This is a genomic window from Leifsonia sp. 10N434, assembly GCF_056394405.1.
This window is the reverse complement of sequence record NZ_JBFTHV010000001.1, coordinates 792764-813134: the sequence shown is the minus strand read 5'-3', so window position 1 is coordinate 813134 and position 20371 is coordinate 792764. Positions and strand designations below refer to the sequence as shown.

Sequence of the window (20371 nt, the reverse complement as noted above, 5' to 3'; positions counted from 1 at the left end):
GTGAACGACACAAGCACCGCCTCCGTCGCCCGTCCCACCCTTGCGGCGGTCGCCCGGCTGGCCGGCGTCTCCAACTCGACCGCGTCGCTGGCGTTCAGCGGCACGGGGCCCGTCTCCGACGCCACGCGCGACCGTGTGCTGGCCGCCGCCAAAGAGCTCAACTACGCGGGTCCCGACCCCCGCGCCCGCTCGCTGCGCCGTGGGCGCTCCGGCATCGTCGGCGTCGTCATGGAGGAGCGCGTGCGCGACGCCTTCCGCGATCCGATCAAGATCGCCCTGCTCGACGGCATCACCGAGGAGATCGCCGCGATCGACGCCGGCCTGCTGATCCTGACCGACGCGGGCGAGGCCGCCCAGCGCATCGGGGACGCGCCGATGGATGCCGTGGTGCTCATCGGCTGCAGCCCCCGCCTCGACGAGTCGGTCGCCATGCTTCGCCAGCGCGGCATCCCGCTCGTGGCCATCGAGGGCGACCCCAGCGACGGCGTGCTCACGATCGGGCAGGACAACCGGGAGGCCACCCGCGTCGCCGCCGAGCATCTGCGCGAGCTCGGGCACCGCGACGTGGCACTGGTGACGCTCTCACTCGACCGCGACCGCACCCGCGGACCCCTCACGCCCGACCGCGTCGCTGCCGGCAGCTCGAACACCACGCTCGAACGCCTGGCCGGGGCGCGCGATGTGTTCCCGGATGCGGGCGGCTACGTGACGCGCGGCTCCTTCGTCGAGGAGGGCCGCCTGGCGGGGCACGCGCTGCTCGATGATCCCTCCCGGCGCCCGACGGCGATCATCGCGCAGAGCGACCTGCTCGCGGCGGGCGTCATCCGTGCGGCCGAGGAGATCGGCCTGTCCGTGCCCGACGACGTGAGCGTCGTGGGGTTCGACGGCGTGCGCGTCGACGGCCTCTGGCCCTACGACCTCACGACGCTGGTGCAGCCGGCCATCGACAAGGGCCGCGCGGCCGGCAGCGCGATCGTGGACATGCTCGAGGGCTCGGTGGCGCATCCCGCGACCTTCACGAGCGTGTTCCACCTCGGCAACACCACCGCCGCGCCGCGCGCCGCCGCGCCCGGCGCCGCCGCGCCCGGCGCCTGACGGCGGCCCCGCCGCGCCCGGCGCCTGCCCGCTGACGCGCTACCCCACCTTCGTAACTCCGGAACATCGGCCCACAATCCGGTCCGGCTTCCGGAGTTGTGCAGATCCGGGCGGCGTGTCGACCCGACCTTCCGGAGTTGTGCGCGTGACCGGATGCTGCTGCGACCAGACCGGGGCCACCTACGCCCCGGCCCGCCGTTCGCAACTCCGGAACATCCGCCCTGATCCGGTCCGGCGTCCGGAGTTGTGCCGATCCGAGCGGCGTGTCGACCCGACCTTCCGGAGTTGTGCGGGCGAGCGGACCCTTCGCGCTCCCGGCCCCGCGAGCATCCGGAGCCGGGGGAGAGCGACCCGACCCCGCCGCGCGTCGAACGGGTCGAGCATCCGAACCCGCCGGGGCGCCGCATAGGGTGGACGCATGGATCTCGAAGCCCTGTACCGTGACCTCCACAGCCACCCCGAGCTCGCATTCGCCGAGCATCGCACCGCAGGGATCGTCGCCGATCACCTGAACGGGTTCGGCCTCGAGGTCGTCACCGGGATCGGCGGGACCGGCGTCGTCGGGATCCTGCGCAACGGCGACGGCCCCACCGTTCTGCTGCGCGCCGACATGGACGCGCTTCCGGTGCGGGAGGAGACCGGCCTGGAGTGGGCGTCGACGCAGACCGTCGTCGATGAGACGGGAGCGACCGTTCCCGTCATGCACGCCTGCGGCCACGACATCCACATCACGTGCCTGCTGGGCGCGGTCGAGGCGCTCGCCGATTCCCGGTCCGAGTGGTCGGGCACCCTCGTCGCGCTGTTCCAGCCGGCCGAGGAGCACGGCGGCGGCGCACAGGTGATGGTCGAGGACGGCCTGTACGAGAAGGTTCCGACGCCGGATGTCGTGCTCGGTCAGCACGTCACGCCGCTCCCGAGCGGGATGCTCGGCGCGCACTCCGGCGCCGCGATGGCGGCCGTCGACACGATGGAGGTCACGCTGCACGGTCGCGGCGGGCACGGGTCGCGTCCGGAGACGACGATCGACCCGGTGGTGATGGCGGCCGCGACGGTCCTGCGGCTGCAGACCGTCGTCTCGCGTGAGATCGCGCCGCAGGACACCGCGGTCGTGACCGTCGGATCACTGCACGCGGGGAGCGCGAACAACATCATCGCGCCGAAGGCGACGCTCGGCATCAGCATGCGCAGTTTCAGCGAGGAAGTCCGCGAGCGGGTGCTCGGCGCGGTCGACCGGATCGTCCGGGCCGAGGCGGCCGCATCCGGTGCCGTCGAAGAGCCGACCGTGAAGTTCGGCGAGCGGTACCCGGTCACGGTGAACGAGCCCGAGGCGACGGCGCGGGTGACGGCGGCGTTCACGTCCGAGTTCGGAGAAGACCGGATCTTCGATCCCGGCGCGATCTCGGGAAGCGAAGACGTGGGCAACCTCGCCACGGCGGCGGGCGTTCCGCTCGTCTACTGGATGCTCGGCGGCGGCGACCCCGCGACGGTCGCGGCGGCCATGGCGGCAGGAACGGTCGACACCGACATCCCGTCGAATCACTCCCCGTACTTCGCGCCCCTCGCGCAGCCGACGATCGACACCGGCGTGCGCGCGCTCGTCGTCGCTGCCCGGGAGTGGCTGACGGAGCACTGACCCAGCACTGACAGCCCTGACAGCACTGACGCAGCACTGACGCAGCACTGACGCCGACGGGATGCGCACAACTCCGGACGATCGAGACGACGCGCCGACCGGATCCGCACGACTCCGGAACATCGGGCGTAGCCGCGCGAGAGTTCCGGAATTGCGAACGAGCGGCAGCGCTCAGGCGGTCGCGCCGGCGCGCATCCAGCGCGTCGTACGAGCGCGCAGCCCCAGGGTGAGCGCGCGGGCGCCGATGTACCCGAACGCGAACGCCGCCGTCAGCCACGCCAGCCCGGATGCGTCGTGGCCGCCCCACGCGCCCACCGCCAGCGCCATCGGCACGAAGACCGCCACGTTCGTCAGCCCGGTCAGCGCCAGGTACCGCGCGTCGCCGGCACCGATCAGCACCCCGTCGAGCACGAAGACGTAACCGCCGAGCGGGGCGCCGATCCCGATGATCGCCAGCGCGAGCGGCAGCAGCGCCGCCACGGACGGGTCGCTCGTGAACAGCGCTGCGGCGAACGGGCTGGTCACCACGACGATGGCACCCAGCACGATCCCCGCGCCGACGCCCCACTGGAGGCAGCGTCGCAGAATCGCGCGCACAGTCTCCAGCTCGCCGGCTCCGAGTCCCTTGCCGATCAGGGCCTGAGCGGCGATCGCCAGCGCATCGAGGGCGAACGCCACCGTGGCGAAGACCGTCATCGTCACCTGGAAGGCAGCCAGCTCATCCGGTCCGAGTCGCGTCGCGGTGAACACGGCGAGCAGCATCGCCGCTCGCAGGCTCGCCGTTCGCAGAAAGAGCCAGCCGCCCGAGCGGGCGGTGTGCGTGAGCCCGGTGTGATGGGGGAGCAGCTGCGCGCCGACGCGGCGCGCGTGCCGGGCGACGATCACCAGGTAGACGATCACCATCGCCCATTGGGCGGCCACCGTTCCGATCGCCGAGCCGGCGATGCCCAGGCCCAGGCCGTAGATGAAGAGGAAGTTGAGCAGGATGTTCACCGCGAACCCGCCCACGGCGACGGCGAGTGGCGTGCGGGTGTCCTGGAGCCCGCGCAGCAGGCCCGTCGCGGCGAAGACGAGCAGCATGGCCGGGAGGCCGAGCATCGAGAGCTCGAGATAGCGCGTGGCGGCGGCCGCGACATCCGCGGGCGCGCCGAACAGGCTGACCAGGGCGGGCGACGCGAACCAGCCGCCCACCGCCAGCACGATTCCGAGACCGAGCGCGAGCCAGCATCCGTCGATGCCGGCCGCGACGGCCCCGCGCTCGTCGCCCGAGCCCAGCCGCCGGGCGACGGCGGGCGTCGTGCTGTAGGCGAGGAAGACCATCAGGCCGACGATCGTCTGCAGGATCGCGCTCGCGATACCGAGACCCGCCAGGGGTGTCACACCCAGGTGCCCGACCATCGCCGAGTCGGCGAGCAGGAAGATCGGTTCGGCGACGAGAGCGCCGAGCGCCGGCACGGCGAGACGGAGGATGTCCCGGTCGACCGGGCGACGTTGGAGGAGATTCACGACGGCCTCACGCTATCGCGACCGGGCGACAGGCTGCACCGACACTTCCGGCGCCCCTTCGCGTAGCATCGGCCCATGAGGGTGACGACTCTGGGTGGCGCGACCCACTATCCGCGCCCCGGCAACGCCTGCTCGGGCTATCTGGTGCAGAGCGGCGAGACGACCATCTGGGTGGATGCCGGACCGGGCACCCTCGCCGAGTTGCAGCGTCATGTGCAGCTGGAGGACGTGAACGCGATCTGGATCTCGCACACGCACGCCGACCACACGTCCGACCTGCTCACGGCGTACTACGCCTACCGGTTCGGAGATGTCGAGCCGCGTCCACCCATCCCGCTGTTCGCGCCGACCGCGCTCCGCGAGCGGCTCGTCGATTTCCTGGGCGGGAGCGCGGAGACCGGACTCGACCTGGTGTTCGGGTTCGCCGACCTGGGTGCGTCGCCGGCCGGGGGCTCCGCCGTCATCGGTGACCTCACACTGTCGTGGCGGGCGGTCGACCACGACGTCCCCGGGTTCGCCCTGCGCGTCGACGGGCCGGACGGCTCGTTCGCGTACTCGGGCGACACAGCGCCCTGCGCCGCGCTCGACGAGCTGGCGGCCGGATGCGAGGCGCTGCTGTGCGAGGCGGGCGCGGCCGGGCACGATCCCGGCGAGAAGGCGGCGCACCACACGCCCGAGGAGGCCGGCGCGACGGCGGCCAGAGCCGGCGCCAGGCGGCTGATCGTGACACATGTCGCGCTCGGGCTGTCGGGCGAGGAGGCGGCCGTGCGGGCGCAGACCCGCTTCGACGGGCCGGTCGAGCTCGCGCGTCCGGGGACCATCTTCGTCGTGGAGCGCACCGCGCCCGTCGCGGGCTGACTGGCCGTCCCGGCTGGCCGTCCCGCTCTACACGGTGAGGACGGTCACCCGATCCTTGCCGCTGCGCTTCGAGTGGTACATCGCGCGGTCAGCGATCCGGAACACGTCGATGGCCACCAACTGCGGCGGGTCCGACGGCAGGTGCACCGCCGCGCCGATGCTCGCCGTGAGTCCGTGCGGGAGCAGCGGCGACGCGAGCGGTTCCGTCAGTGCCGCGCGGATGCGCTCGGCGACCGCCGCCGCTGCGGTCTCGTCGGTGTTCTCGCACACCACGATGAATTCGTCGCCACCGTAACGGCCCACGACGTCCGCCCGCCGGACCGAGGCTCGGAGGCGATCGGCCACGGCGCGGAGCACGTCGTCCCCGGCGCTGTGGTCGACCTCGTCGTTGATGGCCTTGAAGCCGTCGAGGTCGAGGAACACGAGGGCCATCGGCTGCTGGGCCGCCCCGCCGCGCCGCATCACGTCGGCGATGTGCGAGCGCAGCACATTTCGATTGGCGAGCCCGGTCAGCGGGTCGAAGTGCGCGATCGCCTCGAGCTCCTGCTGCAGACGAATGCGGATGAGGGCCTGGGAGGCCTGTCGCGCCAGCGCCTGATGCAGCTCGATCTGCACCGCGTCGACATCGCGGACGCGCGCGTGGAAACAGCTCAGCATGCCGATCGCCGTGCCCCCGTCCACCAGCCCGACCACCGTCGCGGTCTCGACCCGGGTCCGCTCCAGCTCGGCGGCGACGTCTGCCGGCGCCTCGGCGCGCTGCACGATCAGCACCTCGCCGTCGGCCAGTTCCGTGTCGGCGTCGTCGATCAGCGACGCGAGCGCGGCCACGGGCCCATCGCCGGCCGCCCGCTCGAAGCGGCCGGCGTCGTCGGTCAGGGTGACCGCCACGCGCGCCGCCGAGAACGCATCCGCCGCGCTCGCCGCGATGGCTGCGGCCAGTTCACTGTCATCCCGTGCAGCGCCGAAGGCGGCCGACGCGTTCTGCAGGGCGCGGAGCCGCAGCGCCGACGCCTCGGCGGAGCGGCGGGCAGCCAGCAGCTGGCGCTCGTAGTCCTGGCGCTCGGTCGTGTCGAAGAGCGCGCTGTGCACCGCGACCTGCGAGCCGTGCTCGTCGATCTCGGCGGTGGAGTTGAGGAGGGCGGGCAGCACCGTGCCGTCGGCGGCGACGATGTTCAGCGCGATCTCGCGCACCTCGCCGCGCAGCCGCAACGACGGCAGGTAGCGCGTCTCGTGGAAGAGCTTGCCGCCGCCGTCGAGCAGCGAGAGGAAGCGTCGCCCGATCACCGCGTCGGCCGTGTAGCCGGTCCAGGCGAGGAAGGTGTCGTTGACGTGCGTGAGCGTACCGTCGGGCGCCGTGGTGATCAGGCCGCAGGGTGCGAGATCGTAGAGCGAGGCGGCGGTCGCCGACGCGCTCCCCGCATCCGGAATCGTCATCGCAGGTAGTCGAGCACGGCGCGGGTCAGCTCGTCGGGCCCCGAGAGGTTCGGGGTGTGACCCGTGGTGTGAAGGCGCACGAGCGCGCTGCCGCGGATGTGCTCGTGCACGTAGGCGCCCACCGCATCCGGCGCGATGACATCGTCGGCGCACTGGATCACCAGGGTCGGCGTGACGACCTTCGCCAGATCGTCCCGGTTGTCGGAGAGGAAGGTCACCGCGGCGAAGTGACCGGCGATCGTCGGGTCCGTCCGGCAGAAGCTCTCCGTCAGCTCGCCGCCGATCTCCGGGCGGTCGGGGTTGCCCGCGATCACGGGCGCCATGGTCGCCGACCAGCCGAGGTAGTTGGCGTCGAGCGCGTCGAGCAGGGCATCGATGTCGGCCTGCTCGAAGCCGCCGAAGTACCCGTCGGTGTTGACGTAACGGGGCGACGGCCCCACGAGTACGAGGGCGCCGAACCGCTCCGGATGGGCGCCGGCCGCCAGCACGCCGATCATCGAGCTCACCGAATGGCCGACGAAGACCGCATCGGTGAGGTCGAGCGCCTCGAGGATCTCGACGACGTCGTCCGCGTAGCCGTGCAGCGAGTCGTACTTGGCTGCGTCGTAGGCGGCGAGGTCGGAGCCGCCGGAGCCGACGTGGTCGAACACGACGACCCGGTAGTCGGCTTCGAAGTGGGGGACGACGCGGCTCCACATCTCCTGGCTGCAGCCGAAGCCGTGGGCGAACACGATCGGCCTGCCGTTCGGGTCGCCCGTCACGGTGACGTTGTTGCGGCGCAGGACAGCCGCGGGATCAGGGGCGGGGTCGGAGGCGGTGAGGGTGGATGAAGTGCGATCGGCGGGCTCTTCGTCGATCAGAGGGGTCGGGTCGGTCGGGTACGGGTGCGGGGACATGCTGCTCCAGTCGGGGTCTGGGACCGGGCGCCGATGGATTCGGGCGATCTCCATTATCCGGCACGGAATCCGCCGGGGTCAGCGGTAGAACCGGGGGCGTCACCAGGAGTATGGCCCCCCGTGCCGGCGCGGTTCGGGGCCCGGAGTATACGAGCCGAAATCCGACCCTCCCGGACGGTTGACTTCTGCCCGGCATCCGCGCACTGTCGCGCACATGCCACACGCTGACATCGATCGCGAACGTCTCGCCGCCGACCTCCCCGGCGCCGCGGCGCGCAACGAGCTCGTCGTGTACTTCCAGCCGCAGATCGAGATCGGTACGGGCCGCGTCGTCGCCGTCGAGGCCCTCAGCAGGTGGGAGCATCCGGCGCTCGGCACGGTCATGCCGGACGCCTACATCCCGTTCGCCGAGCAGAACGGTCTCATGCACGAGGTGGGCGGCTCCGTTCTGATGGACAGTTGTGCGTGCATCCGGGACTGGGCGCGCGAGGGGTGGAACGTCGAGGTCGCGGTCAATGTCGCACCGGTGCAGCTCGCCGGCGATCGGTTCTTCGAAGACCTCGATGGCGTGCTCGGTGGGGCCTCCGGCAGCTCGGTCGCGGACCCGTCGCGGCTCATCCTCGAGATCACCGAATCGGATGCGATCGACGACGTGGATGCGGTGGCGCCACGACTCGACGCCCTCCGCGAGCGCGGGGTGACGATCTCGATCGACGACTTCGGCATCGGCCACTCGTCGGTGCAGCGCGTGGTCGACCTGCGGGCCACCGAGCTCAAGCTGGACCGCGACATGGTCGTACGCCAGGCGACCGGTGTCGTCGCAGCGGCGATCGACTTCGCCCACGGACGGGGCCTGCGCGTGGTCGGCGAGGGCGTGGAGAACGAGTCGCAACTCCGGATGCTCGCGGAGCTCGGCTGCGATCGCGCGCAGGGCTATCTCATCGCGCGTCCGGCGCCGCGGGCTGCGTTCGAGGGCTGGGCGCGTGCGGCGGGGCTGCTCGGGAGCTAGATGTCGAGTCCGTCGACGTCGACGTCGGCCGACCGCGGGGGCTGCTCGCCGCCCACGTCGATCTGCGTCCACGTCACCGGCATGCCGGGGGAGAACAGGATGTCGATGCCAGGGCCCGAGCGCAGGGGAGGGATGTTCACGTATCCGCCGCCGGACTTCACGGCCTCCAGGATCTTCGCACGCAGTTCGTCGACCGGGTCGGGCAGGAAGTAGTCCTTGCCGTCGACCGTGAGCCTGTTGACGATCATCGAATCTGCCTCCGCAACGAGTCGAGGGTGTGTGGGACAACGCTACCGCGATGAGCGCGGTACAACGGTCGCCCGGTATTCTTGGGATGACCGCCGCCGGCGGGGAACGCGAAAGGTTGACGTGGGAACTCTCTTCTACGACGGCGAAGGCTACGAGCTCGACGACCGCGTCCTCTTCCACCTGCAGATCGCGATCAGCAGCAAGCTGCGCCGCGGCGAGAACTTCTTCCTCACCTGGCCCGTGCCGGTGGAGCGCGGAAGCGGCCGGCACGCGATCTGGGTCGACAACGGTGTGCCCATCCACTTCTACTACTCGGGTTCGCGCACGGCCGGCATCAACCGGGACTGGATCGAAGAGCTGGTGCAGTCCGGTGGCCGCGCATCCGGGATGTTCGTCGGCGACGAGCCGGACGGACCCGCGTCATCCCCGGCCTGACCTGATCTCGTTTCGTTGAGGGGCGCAGAAGACACGGCGTAAGGATTTCGTTAGAAGTTTTCACAAATTTGTGAAAACGGCGTAGAGTCCCGCTCATGAATACAGTGATTGAGGCCACCGGCCTCGAGAAACGATTCGGTCGTGTGCGGGCCCTCGACGGGCTCGACCTCTCGGTGAGCGCCGGTGAGGTGCATGGATTCCTGGGCCCGAACGGCGCGGGGAAGTCCACGACCATCCGCATCCTGCTCGGTCTCGCCAAGTCCAGCGGTGGCACCGCGACCCTGTTCGGTCGCGACCCGTGGAAGGACGCGGTCGACCTGCACCGTCGCATCGCCTATGTTCCCGGCGATGTGAGCCTGTGGCCCAACCTCTCCGGAGGGGAGGCCATCGACCTGCTCGCCCGACTGCGCGGCGGCACCGACGACAAGAAGGCCTATGCCGAGCGTAAGAAGCGTTTGACCGACGTGTTCCAGCTGGACCCGTCGAAGAAGGGGCGCGCGTACTCGAAGGGCAACCGGCAGAAGGTGGCCCTCGTCGCGGCGTTCGCCACTCCGGCCGACGTCTACATCCTCGACGAGCCGACCAGCGGGCTCGACCCTCTGATGGAGGCGACCTTCAACCGGGAGATCGCCCGGGTGGCCGCCGACGGGGCGACCGTCCTGCTGTCGAGCCACATCCTGTCGGAAGTGGAGCAGCTCTGCGACCGCGTCAGCATCATCCGGTCGGGCAAGACGGTCGAGACGGGGACCCTGACCGAGCTGCGGCACCTGACCCGCACCGAGATCTCGTTCGCCTCCGACGGCGTCACCGATGAGCAACTGGCGCGCATCCCGCAGGCGCACGACCTGCACGTCGACAACGGCCGGGTGCGTTTCACCGCCGACAGCGATGCGCTCGCCGGCGTGCTGTCCGCGCTCGCCGGACTGGACACCAGGGGACTCACGGTCGCACCGCCCTCGCTCGAAGAGCTGTTCCTGCGCCACTACGGCGACGAGCTGACGGGGGCGAGCGCGCGATGAGCACCGCGACGTCGGCCCCCACCGCGGAGCCCCTCTCAAGCCGGAGCGCCAACGCTCCCGCCCGCCGGCAGAGCCACGTCCACACGCTGGGCGTGCTGCTGCGGCAGCGCATCCGTCGTGACCGCTGGCAGCTGCTGGTCTGGATCGTCGTCATCGCGCTGTTGGCGATGTTCTCGGCCGCGAGCATCCAGAACACCTACGGGGATCCCGCCGGTCGCGCCGAACTGGTCAAGCTGGCGATCGCGAACCCGGCCATCCTGATGCTGCGCGGCCTGCCGCAGGGCACCGGACTCGCCTCCGTCACCTTCTTCGAGATCTACACCTTCCTCGCACTGCTCGCCGGTCTGATGAGCACGTTCCTCGCCGTGCGGCACTCGCGCGCCGAGGAGGAGAGCGGACGCGCCGAACTGGTCGCGTCGACGCCCGCCGCGCGCATCCTGCCGACGGTCGCGACGCTGATCCACGGTGTGCTGGCGAACGTCGTGCTCGCGGTGCTCACCGGCCTCGCCTTCGCCGCCTCCGGGCTCCCGCTCGACGGCTCCCTCACGGCCGGGGCGGCGGTCGGCGGCGCCGGCATCGCGTTCCTCGCCGTGGGCCTGCTCCTCGCTCAGCTCATGATGACCTCGCGCGGCGCCAACGGCTTCGCTGCCGGAATCGTGGTGCTCGCGTACATCCTGCGCGGCATCGGCGACGCAACCGGAACGGTGACCGGCGACGGCACCCACATGATCTCCACCTGGCCGAGCTGGCTCAGCCCGATCGGCTGGGGCGAGCAGTCCGCCGCGTACACCGCGAACGACTGGCGTCCGCTGCTGCTCGACCTCGGCCTGGCCGCCGTGCTGATGGCCGTCGTGTTCTGGCTGCAGTCGGTCCGCGACAGCGGGGCCGGGCTCATCCCGGAGCGCGCGGGACGACGGGATGCCCGGGCGATGCTGTCCGGGCCGGTGGGGCTCGCGTGGCGGCTGCAGTGGCCGACCATCCTGGGCTGGGTCATCGGCGGCCTGTTCACCGGACTGCTCGCCGGCGCGCTGGGCAGCGTGGTGAGTTCGTCGATCGCGAACGACCCGAGTCTCGCGAGCATCCGGAAGGCGATCGGGGCGATCGGGCCCGGCGGCTCCGGGCCGCTCACGCAGATCTTCATCTCGGCGATCTTCTCGATCGTGGGCGTGATCGCCGCCACCTGCGCGACGCAGGTCGTCATCCGGATGCGGCAGGAGGAGGCGAGCGGCTCGGCGGAGATCCTGATGTCCACGCCGCTGTCGCGTGTGCGCTGGCTGCTCTCGTTCATCACCGTCGGTGTCGTCGCGATCGTGCTGGTGCTGCTGGCGGCGGCCGTCGCATCCGGATTGTCGGCGGTCTCGGCCGGGGAGGACGGAAGCGTCATGAACGCCTCGTTCGCGGCGGCGGCGGCGCAGCTCCCGGTCTCGCTCGTCTACCTGGGCGTGCTGTCGCTCGTGTTCACGCTGCTGCCGAGCTGGACCATCGGGCTCTCCTGGACGCTGCTCGGCCTCGGCGCCTTCGTCGGCATCTTCGGCGGGCTCATCGGGCTCTCGAAGGAGGTGCACGACCTGTCGCCGTTCTCGCACACGCCCGTCGTGGTCGGCGCTCCGGACTGGACCGGTGGGTACTGGATGTTCGGGATCGCCATCGTGGCGGCGGTGCTGGCGGCAGTGCTGGTGCGACGCAGGGACTTCGCGATCGGATGAAAGGATAGGGCCGTGGCCACAGACGAGCGCGCGCTGACCGAGGTGATGGAGCATGCTGCTTCGGTGCTGACCGCGGCAGGATTCCCCAAGATGCCGGCGCGCGTTCTGATGGCCCTCACGGTCACCGAAGCGCCCGGGATGACGGCCTCCGAGCTGGCGGAACGACTCGACAGCAGCGCGGCCAGCATCTCGGGCGCTGTTCGCTATCTGCAGACGATCAGCATCATCCGCCGGGTCTCCCAGAACGGCAGCCGGCGCGACCGCTACGAGCTGCCGAGCGACTGGTACGCCTCGCTGGTGCGGCAGAGCCCGGTGTACGGGGTGCTGGCGGCGCAGGCGGACTCCGGGATCGCCGCGGTGGGCGACCCGTCGTCGCCGGCCACGGAGCGCCTGCGCGACATGGCGGGGTTCTACCGCTTTCTGGAGCGGCAGCTCCCGAAGCTCCTCGACGAGTGGGAGCAGGTGCGCGCGGCGCGCGACGCCTGACCCCGCACCGGATGCGCGGCGAGGCGACCCGGCACACGGTGGCGCCGCTGCCATGCTGGGCAGAGCGCCGTGAGGTGGTCGGCGCAGAGCACCAAGGGGTCAGCATGCGCTTCGTCACCGTCCGCGAGAAGGCGATCGTCGTCGCGATCCTGCTCGCCGTCGACCTGGTGCTCACGCTCGTCCTGAACGCGATGGGGTCGGAGATCGGTTCGATCGTGCTGTCGGTGCTGCAGCTCGCCGGCTGGTACGCCGCCACGCGCGTGTTCCGGGGTGCGGGGGAGCCCGTCGCTCCGCGCCGGCCGTGGTGGCGGATGACCGCGCGTCCCGCTCTCAGCGGCGTGCTCGGCCTCGCGTACGGCCTGGTCGCGCTGGTCAACCTCGTGCTGTCGTTCGCCGGATTCGGGAGCGCATCCGGATTCGTATCGATCCTCGTCGAGGCCGTTCTCGCCGTTCTGTTCCTCAACTCGGCGAAGCGGCTGCGCTCTGCCGGGCGTCTGCGGTCCGCCGGGCGTCCGGGAGCGGCCCGGGGTCAGCGGCCCGCCGCTCGGCCGGCGGCCGCATCGGAGCCTGTTCGCCGCTAGCGTCCGCGCCCGGCGTCGATGCCGTTCCACCCCCGCCGACGCACCCCGTAGGCTGGCGGAATGACCGATTCCGTCACCAGCGCCGGCGTCAGCTCCGGCATCGAAACGTCCGAACTCGACCCCGCCGTGCGCCCGCAGGACGACCTCTTCCGGCACGTGAACGGCAAGTGGATCGACCGCACTGAGATCCCCGGCGACAAGGCCAGGTGGGGGTCGTTCATGATCCTCGCCGAAGAAGCCGAGTCGGCCGTGCGCGACATCATCGCCGAGGCGCAGGATGCTCAGGAGGGCACCGAGGAGCGCAAGTTCGGCGACCTGTTCGCGAGCTTCATGGACGAGGAGCGCATCGAGCAGCTCGGCACCGCGCCCATCCAGGCGCAGCTGGCGCTCGCGAGCGACGTGGACAGCGTCCCCGGCCTGCTCGAGACCATCGGAAAGCTCGAACGCCACGGCCTGGCCGGCTTCTACCAGCTCTTCGTCGACAACGACCCGGGCAACCCCGAGCGGTACCTCGTCTTCGCCGAGCAGGCCGGCATCTCGCTGCCCGACGAGTCCTACTTCCGCGAAGAGACCTTCGCGTCGATCCGCGAGGCGTTCGTCGCCCACATCCAGCGGATGTTCGAGCTGGCCGGCTTCGACGACGCCCCCGAGCGCGCGCAGCGGGTCTTCGACCTCGAGAAGGCGATCGCGTCGCACCACTGGGACAACGTGAAGTCCCGCGACTCCGAGAAGACCTACAACCTCTACAGCTGGGAGGATGCCGCGGCCCTGTTCTCGGGCGCCGCGACCGGTGACGCCGATCTCACCGTCTGGGAGAAGGCGCTGGGTGCACCCGAGGGCGCTCTCGCCGAGCTCGTGCTGCGTCAGCCGTCGTTCACCGCCGGGCTCGCCGAGCTGCTCACCGACGACCGCCTCGAGAGCTGGAAGGACTGGCTCGCCTGGCAGATCATCCACGGCGCGGCGCCCTACCTGAGCGGCGACTTCGTCGAGGCCAACTTCGACTTCTACGGCCGCACCCTGACCGGCACGCCGGAGATGCGGGCCCGCTGGAAGCGCGGCGTCTCGCTCGTCGAGGGCGCGATGGGCGAAGCCGTCGGGCGCATCTACGTCGACCGGCACTTCCCGCCGGCGTCGAAGGAGAGCATGGATGTGCTCGTCGCCAACCTGATCGAGGCGTACCGGCAGAGCATCCGGGTTCTGGAGTGGATGGGCGAGGACACCCGCGACCGCGCCCTCGACAAGCTCGAGAAGTTCACGCCCAAGATCGGCTATCCCGTGAAGTGGCGCGACTACTCCAGCCTGGAGATCGACCCGACCGACCTGGTCGGCAACGTTCGGCGCACGAGCACCTTCGAGTTCAACCGCGAGCTCGGCAAGATCGGCACGCCGCTCGACCGCGACGAGTGGTTCATGACGCCGCAGACGATCAACGCGTACTACAACCCCGGTTTCAACGAGATCGTGTTCCCGGCCGCCATCCTGCAGTTCCCGTTCTTCGACGCGACACGCGACGACGCGGCGAACTACGGGGCGATCGGCGCGGTCATCGGTCACGAGATCGGTCACGGCTTCGACGACCAGGGCTCCAAGTACGACGGCGACGGCCGACTGCAGGACTGGTGGACCGAGGCCGACCGCGAAGCCTTCGAGAAGCGCACCGGCAGCCTGATCGAGCAGTACAACGCGCTCGCTCCCGCGCAGGTGCCCGACCACCACGTGAACGGCGCTCTCACGATCGGCGAGAACATCGGCGACCTGGGCGGGCTCGGCATCGCCTGGAAGGCGTACCGCATCTCGCTGAACGGCGAGGAGCCGCCCGTGATCGACGGCCTCACCGGTGCGCAGCGCTTCTTCCTGTCGTGGGCGCAGGCCTGGCAGCAGAAGGGCCGCGACGAGGAGGTCATCCGCCTGCTGGCGATCGACCCCCACTCGCCGAACGAGTTCCGCTGCAACCAGATCGTGCGCAACATCGACGCGTTCTACGAGACGTTCGAGGTGTCGGAGGGCGACAAGCTGTGGCTTTCGCCCGAGGAGCGCGTGACCATCTGGTGACGCCGGCACGACCTCGTGGGAGGGGGCGCACGCACCCCTCCCACGGGGGTAACATCGACCGTGTTGTGCCGACTGCGATCACCGGGTCGGAACCACGCGGAGCCGGGGGGTGCCGCACCCGGATGCACCAGACCCCGATGAAGGACCAACCCACGCCGTGACGATCCAGACCCAGGAATCCGAACGCCGCAGCCGGCATACCGCCGGCCGTCGTGGCCGCCATCGCGGCAGCGATCCGAGCGAGAACTTCAGCCGCGGATTCGCCACGCTGGGCCAGCTGGCGCTCAACGGCGTGCAGGTCTCCGCGCGCGCGACCGACTTGGCGACCGGCACGGTGCTGTTCTCGGTCGATGACCACGTCGTGATGCCGACGGCGAGCATCGGCAAGGTGCTGCTGCTCGTCGAGGTGGCCGCGCGACTCCAGACCGGGCAGCTCAGTCCGCTCGCCCTCATCGACCGCTCGCCGGAGGACGCGGTGGGGGACTCGGGCATCTGGCAGCACCTGCAGGTCCCCTCGCTCCCGGTGGCCGACCTCGCCGCCCTGGTCGGGGCGACCAGCGACAACCTCGCGACGAACGTGCTGCTGCGCCGCGTCGGGCTCGAAGCCGTCAGCGCGCGCACCGAGGCGCTCGGGCTCACCCGCACCGCGCTGCTCGACCTCGTGCGCGATCACCGCGGTCCGGATGACGCCCCGCAGCTCTCGATCGGCAGCGCGAACGAACTGACCTGGCTGTTCTCGGCGCTCGCCCGCGGCGAAATCGTCGACCCGCCCACCAGCCAGCGCGTGATCTCCTGGCTGTCGCTGAACAGCGACTTCTCGCTCGTCTCGAGCGCCTTCGGCCTCGATCCGCACTCCCACCGCTCGGCCGAGCACGGCATCCTGGTCGTCAACAAGACGGGTACGGATGCCGGCGTGCGCAGCGAGGTCGGCGTGCTGCGCGGCCCGCGTGCCGGCGTGACCTACGCGGTCTCGATGTATTTCGACGATGCGACGCTGCCGACCCGCCTCGCGGTGATCGACGGGATGCGCACCGTCGGCCTCGACCTGCTGGAGTACGTCTTCTAGCTGGCCGCGATCACGTTCCCGATCAGACGGATCATCGAGTCCTTCTCATCCGGTCTGGACATGGCGGTCATCAACGTGACGGCAGCGAGCATCTTCGGGTTGACGAGTTCGCGGCCGAGAACCTCGGCGATGCCCGCGACGGTGTCGTCGGTGGACCGCTCGAGCAACTGGACCATCGCGCCGATCTCGCGCAGTCGAGCCTCATTAGTCGCGACACCATGCACGAGGTAGCGACGGAGGACGTCATTGGCCCAGTGTCGGAACTGGACTCCCTGCTGCGATTTCACGCGGTAGCCGACCGAGATGACGACGTCGAGGTTGTAGTGCTCGACGTCACGGTGAACGCTGCGATCACCTTCGATTTGAACCTGTGCATATTTTGCACGAGTTCGGACGCCGGCTAGTTCCTCGCGTTCAGCGTTAGCGATGTGCCTGACGATGACAGTCCTGTCGCGGCCGAATAGGGTCGACATCTGCGCCTGGGTCAGCCAGACAGTGTCGCCATCGGTCTTCACATCGAGCGTGACAGTACCGTCGGCCGACTGATAGAGCTCCACCTCGTCCATCCCCCCATTGTGGCGCAGCGAAGAGTGCGCTCAGTGGCGGTGCAGGCGCTCCTTCAGGAACGCATCCTCGGTCGCGTAGTCGAACCACTTGTCGGCCGCAGCGCGCTCCGCCATCGACGGGAAGACCACCTCCCAGCCCTCCTCGCGACGCTCCGCCGCCGCCACCTCGCGCACGGTCCAGTCGACCGCATCCGCCACCGCGTCCGCGTAGCTCGCCGGCTGCCGGTAGCCCAGCTCGACCCGCGCGCCCGCCATGCTCAGCAGCAGCGGATGCGCGACCGACCAGGGCGTTGAGCCCAGGTCTTCGAGGGGCGGCCCCGGGTAAACCACGACCTCCACGTCTCGCTCCATGATTTCGAAGATCGTGCGGGCGATCTCGGCCACGCTCAGATCGTCCTCGTCGACGGCGTTGAGCACGCGGCGCCCTGGCTTGTTCGCGCAGAGGGCCACGAGCTCGGCGATGTTCACGGTGGCGGAGGTGCTGAAGCGGTTGGCGCCGTTGTCCGACAGCAAGATCTGGTGCCGGTGATCCAGCGCGCGTTTGATGAAGTACCACTCGCGCAGCGCCGGGCTGAAGGGGCCGTGGATCGCGCCCGGCCTCAGGATGCTCACCGGCAGGTCCTCCGTCTCGAGCAGCCGGCGTTCCATGGCGGCCTTCAGCGGCGAGTAGGTGGTCTCGCTGTTGTCGACGGTGGGGTCGGTCTCGCGGAGCGGCACCGGATACTGCGGGAAGTCATCCGGACCCGTCACCACGTCGAGGTACCCGCCGTCGGTCCCGGTGTAGACCGAGCCGGTCGAGATGACGACGACGGACCCGACGTCGCCCGCGAGCCGGGCGAGCTGGTCGGCGTGCCGGGGCTCGTACGCGACGGTGTCGAGCACGAGGTCGTGGCCGCGGGCCCGGGCGAGCAGGCTCTCGGTGTCGTCACGGTCGAGCCGGATGGTGGTGACGTCGAGGTCGGTGAGCGCCGCGTCCCCCGGGTGCTTGCCGCGATGCGCGATGAGCACGGACCAGCCGTCCGCAGCCAGCCGACGGGCGGCGGCCGCGCCGATCTGCCCCGTGCCTCCGATGATCATCGCCGTGCGCGTGGTGTCGACGTGCATGCGACCAACCTACGCCGCGCGCCCCGGAGATCCGAGGGCGTCTGCGCGCGGCAGACGGGAGTCGCGTCCCGCGCTCGAGGAAGGCGCCGCCCGCTCAGGGGAGGAGGGTGCGCGCGAGCGCCAGGTACTCCTTGGGACTCGCATCCGGCAGGTAGGCGCGCCCGATCGCCGCGCCGATCGCCGGAAGGGCGAGCGGATCGGGAAAGGCGAGGTAGATCGTCTCGTACCGGGGATTGAACTTGCTCTTGAACGCGAAGAGCGAGGCGAACCCGTAGGCCGGTTCGAGCGTGCGTGCGAGCAGCGCGAGCACCGTGTCCAGGGCCTCGCTCGAGCCGGGTTCGGCGGAGACCCCTGTGCTCTCGGTGGCATCGGCCGGCGCACCGGCGCCCGCCGGCTTCGTGGCCAGCGGCGCCGCCGACAGGCTGAGCACCTCGACACCGTCGTCGCGCATCCGGAGGGCGGCGGTCGCGATGAGGAACTCCATGATGCCGGGCATCGCGTCGTCCGCCCGGCGCATGAAGTCGATCGTGTAGCCGGCCACGGCGCCGTCGCGGTAGCTGGGGAGCCAGCTGGTGACCGCCTGCACCGTGCCGTCGGGGGCGAACGCGAGCAGCAGGCGCACATCCGGGTCTTTGAGCTCGTCGAGGGCGCCGAGCGTGAAGCCCATCTCGGGCAGCTCCTTCTCGGAGACCCACTGCTCGCTGATCGACGTGATGCGCGCCGTGACCGACGGCGACAGGTCGTCCCAGGTCGTCCAGAGCGTGGTGATGTTCTCGCGGAGTCCGCGATTGTGCGCCTGACGCACCTTCTGCCAGGGCTTTCCGGCGAGGTCGAAGGTCTGCGGGTTCAGGAGCGTCTCTTCTCCGACGGAGGTGTGCTGCCAGCCGAGGGAGTCGAAGACCGGCAGGTACTCGCCGTGCACGCTGTAGAACACCGGGATCCAGCTGTTCACATCGCAGAACGCGACGAACTCGGTGATCGTGCGCTCGGCGCGCTCCGGCGCGCAGACCGGGTCGGAGATAGTGATCGCGATCCCGTTGATGACCCGGTACGCGACGGCCGCCTCGCCGTCTTCGCTGAACCAGTACACATTGCCGGGCCAGGTGCCCATGAAGCCGAGTGTGCCGCCACCTCCGCGCTTGAGCAGTGCCCGGTACCGCAGCTCGTCTCCCGGCGTCCGGCCGGTCACGGTCGCGCGGTAGAGCTGCAGCGTGGCGAGCGTGAAGATCAGCCAGAACACCGGCCCTACCCACTGGTAGAGCACGATCACGAACGGGGATGTCGGGTAGATGACCGTGCCCAGCACGGCGTCGAAGCCGGTGGGCACGAAGCGGCGGCCGGTGGAGGCGAAGACGTCGGCGATCGACGCGTTCGGCACGTACTCCGTGAGGGAGGCCAGGCCTGCGACGAGATAAGCGATCGCGAGCACGGCGAACGAGATGGCCACGGTGAAGACGAAACGGGCGACAGCGCTGCGCGGTGCCCGGATCTGGAAGTGCCTGCGCGTGGCGAGCAGCAGCACGATGGAGCCGATCGGCACGAGCAGGGCGGCCAGCAGCCAGAGGGCGAGCTCGACGAACTGGCCGAGCTCCCGTACGGAGTCCACGTCGAAGAAGATGTCGCCGACGCCCAGCACGATGAAGGCGAGCACGATCGTGCCGGCGTTGACCACGAGACCCAGGATGAGCGCGAAGTGCCGCCCGCGGCGCAGCCCGATCGCGACCAGCAGCAGCAGCACGAGCGGCAGCAGGCTCAGGATGAGCGAGCCGAGACCCGTGGCACCGGCTGCGGCGAGATCGCGGGTGCAGTTCGCGGTGAAGTTGGTGTCGCATGCATCGAGCACCGACTGCGTGACCGGCGCCCGCTGCTCGAAGAGCTGGCCGATGAACGAGAGCGGGCCGAATCCTCCGGGCGGCAGCAGTGCCGCCAGCGGGCCGAGCCCCGTGATCGCGACGATGGACGCGACGAGGTTACGGGTCTCGCCGTGGGAGCTGCGCCGCAGCGGCAGCCGGAAGGGGCCGGGCCGCAGGGCGGCGCCGAGGATGAGCCCCAGTACCGCCGCGATCAGGCGGTACCCGTTGTCCTGGTCGCCGTTGTAGAGCACGAACATGATCACGACCGCGAACGTCAGCAGCCGGATGCGCCGGCGCCAGAGCGACGTGGCGAACGCGCTCGCCGTGATCAGGGCTCCGATGATCCCGATGGTCGGGTCGAGCGTGATGTCGAACGCCGTGGCCGAGGCCCACAGCTCGCCGATCGCGGTGCCGCCCCACTGGATCAGCACGCCCAGCGTGATGCCGAGCACGCCGGTGACGAGGAAGGCGCCGATCGTGCGTGCCGTCCCGAGCAGACGCTCGGCCAGGGCGAGCAGGGTCAGCGACAGCACGACGACGACCACCAGCTGAACCGCGTTCTCGGGGACGAAGAGCGCGGTGAGCGGCGTCCACCACCATCCACGCTCGATCGTCGTGGAGATCCCGGCCGCCCACACGAGGGAACCGCCGGATGCCGTCGCCGGGTGCCAGAGGGTGCCCGTGACGATCGACGTGACGATCACGACCACGGCGAGCCCGATGCTGGCCGGGGCCGCGCGGGCGTACCGGGTCGCAGCGGCTCGAACCGTCGACGGCGTGCTGGGGGAGGCGGTGGCGGTCACAGTGGCACCACCATAGCGGT

At 70.4% G+C, this 20371-nt stretch carries 18 protein-coding genes; 11 read left to right on the top strand and 7 right to left on the bottom strand.

The window, feature by feature from the left end; all coding sequences use genetic code 11:
- Together AC1DB1_RS03835 and AC1DB1_RS03830 are read left to right on the top strand one after the other, a co-directional pair.
- Positions 1 to 1095: a LacI family DNA-binding transcriptional regulator gene (locus tag AC1DB1_RS03835; protein WP_477199847.1), complete on the top strand. Its 1095-nt coding sequence runs from the start codon at positions 1 to 3 to the stop codon at positions 1093 to 1095.
- A gap of 418 nt (positions 1096 to 1513) precedes the next feature.
- Positions 1514 to 2728: an amidohydrolase gene (locus AC1DB1_RS03830; protein ID WP_477199846.1), complete on the top strand. Its 1215-nt coding sequence runs from the start codon at positions 1514 to 1516 to the stop codon at positions 2726 to 2728.
- Between the two features lie 171 nt (positions 2729 to 2899).
- Here AC1DB1_RS03830 and AC1DB1_RS03825 read toward each other — a convergent pair whose 3' ends face one another.
- Positions 2900 to 4234: an MATE family efflux transporter gene (locus tag AC1DB1_RS03825; protein WP_477199845.1), complete on the bottom strand. Its 1335-nt coding sequence runs from the start codon at positions 4232 to 4234 to the stop codon at positions 2900 to 2902.
- 75 nt (positions 4235 to 4309) lie between these two features.
- Between AC1DB1_RS03825 and AC1DB1_RS03820 the strand changes: the two genes are divergently transcribed.
- Positions 4310 to 5092, top strand: coding sequence for an MBL fold metallo-hydrolase (locus AC1DB1_RS03820; protein WP_477199844.1), 783 nt, complete (start codon positions 4310 to 4312; stop codon positions 5090 to 5092).
- A 27-nt stretch (positions 5093 to 5119) separates the two neighbouring features.
- Here the strand turns inward: AC1DB1_RS03820 and AC1DB1_RS03815 are convergent, their stop codons facing one another.
- Complete coding sequence (locus AC1DB1_RS03815) at positions 5120 to 6526, bottom strand: sensor domain-containing diguanylate cyclase (protein ID WP_477199843.1); 1407 nt, start codon at positions 6524 to 6526, stop codon at positions 5120 to 5122.
- Positions 6523 to 7422: an alpha/beta fold hydrolase gene (locus AC1DB1_RS03810; RefSeq protein WP_477199842.1), complete on the bottom strand. Its 900-nt coding sequence runs from the start codon at positions 7420 to 7422 to the stop codon at positions 6523 to 6525. The genes AC1DB1_RS03815 and AC1DB1_RS03810 overlap by 4 nt, the downstream gene beginning before the upstream one ends.
- Before the next feature lie 214 nt (positions 7423 to 7636).
- On the opposite strand from AC1DB1_RS03810, the gene AC1DB1_RS03805 reads away from it, so the two are divergent.
- On the top strand, positions 7637 to 8431 hold the full coding sequence (locus tag AC1DB1_RS03805) for an EAL domain-containing protein (RefSeq protein WP_477199841.1): 795 nt from the start codon (positions 7637 to 7639) through the stop codon (positions 8429 to 8431).
- On the opposite strand, the gene AC1DB1_RS03800 is transcribed toward AC1DB1_RS03805, so the two are convergent.
- Complete coding sequence (locus AC1DB1_RS03800) at positions 8428 to 8679, bottom strand: hypothetical protein (protein WP_271176649.1); 252 nt, start codon at positions 8677 to 8679, stop codon at positions 8428 to 8430. The two genes, AC1DB1_RS03805 and AC1DB1_RS03800, sit on opposite strands and share 4 nt — an antisense overlap.
- Before the next feature lie 121 nt (positions 8680 to 8800).
- On the opposite strand from AC1DB1_RS03800, the gene AC1DB1_RS03795 reads away from it, so the two are divergent.
- From AC1DB1_RS03795 to AC1DB1_RS03765, 7 genes are all read left to right on the top strand, one after another.
- A complete protein-coding gene (locus AC1DB1_RS03795; RefSeq protein ID WP_271176650.1) occupies positions 8801 to 9115 on the top strand; it encodes a DUF7882 family protein in 315 nt (104 codons plus the stop codon).
- A 95-nt stretch (positions 9116 to 9210) separates the two neighbouring features.
- Entirely contained in the window at positions 9211 to 10134 is a 924-nt protein-coding gene (locus AC1DB1_RS03790) for an ABC transporter ATP-binding protein (RefSeq protein ID WP_477199840.1), read from the top strand.
- Positions 10131 to 11840, top strand: coding sequence for an ABC transporter permease (locus AC1DB1_RS03785; protein WP_477199839.1), 1710 nt, complete (start codon positions 10131 to 10133; stop codon positions 11838 to 11840). Before AC1DB1_RS03790 ends, AC1DB1_RS03785 begins: the two co-directional genes overlap by 4 nt.
- A 12-nt stretch (positions 11841 to 11852) precedes the next feature.
- Entirely contained in the window at positions 11853 to 12326 is a 474-nt protein-coding gene (locus tag AC1DB1_RS03780) for a GbsR/MarR family transcriptional regulator (RefSeq protein ID WP_477199838.1), read from the top strand.
- 104 nt (positions 12327 to 12430) lie between these two features.
- Entirely contained in the window at positions 12431 to 12907 is a 477-nt protein-coding gene (locus tag AC1DB1_RS03775; RefSeq protein ID WP_477199837.1) for a hypothetical protein, read from the top strand.
- A 60-nt stretch (positions 12908 to 12967) separates the two neighbouring features.
- A complete protein-coding gene (locus AC1DB1_RS03770; protein WP_477199836.1) occupies positions 12968 to 14959 on the top strand; it encodes a M13 family metallopeptidase in 1992 nt (663 codons plus the stop codon).
- 157 nt (positions 14960 to 15116) lie between these two features.
- Positions 15117 to 16025: a serine hydrolase gene (locus AC1DB1_RS03765; RefSeq protein ID WP_477199835.1), complete on the top strand. Its 909-nt coding sequence runs from the start codon at positions 15117 to 15119 to the stop codon at positions 16023 to 16025.
- Here AC1DB1_RS03765 and AC1DB1_RS03760 read toward each other — a convergent pair.
- The 3 genes from AC1DB1_RS03760 to AC1DB1_RS03750 form a co-directional block, all read right to left on the bottom strand.
- Positions 16022 to 16591 (bottom strand): virulence RhuM family protein, encoded by a 570-nt coding sequence (locus AC1DB1_RS03760; RefSeq protein WP_477199834.1) that lies wholly within the window; start codon positions 16589 to 16591, stop codon positions 16022 to 16024. The two genes, AC1DB1_RS03765 and AC1DB1_RS03760, sit on opposite strands and share 4 nt — an antisense overlap.
- 30 nt (positions 16592 to 16621) lie before the next feature.
- Positions 16622 to 17695, bottom strand: a complete 1074-nt coding sequence (locus AC1DB1_RS03755; protein ID WP_477199833.1) for an NAD-dependent epimerase/dehydratase family protein — start codon at positions 17693 to 17695, stop codon at positions 16622 to 16624.
- A gap of 94 nt (positions 17696 to 17789) precedes the next feature.
- Positions 17790 to 20351 carry a bifunctional lysylphosphatidylglycerol flippase/synthetase MprF gene (locus AC1DB1_RS03750; RefSeq protein ID WP_477199832.1) on the bottom strand — a complete coding sequence of 854 codons (2562 nt, stop codon included), beginning with the start codon at positions 20349 to 20351 and terminating at the stop codon, positions 17790 to 17792.
- Positions 20352 to 20371: the final 20 nt, after the last annotated feature.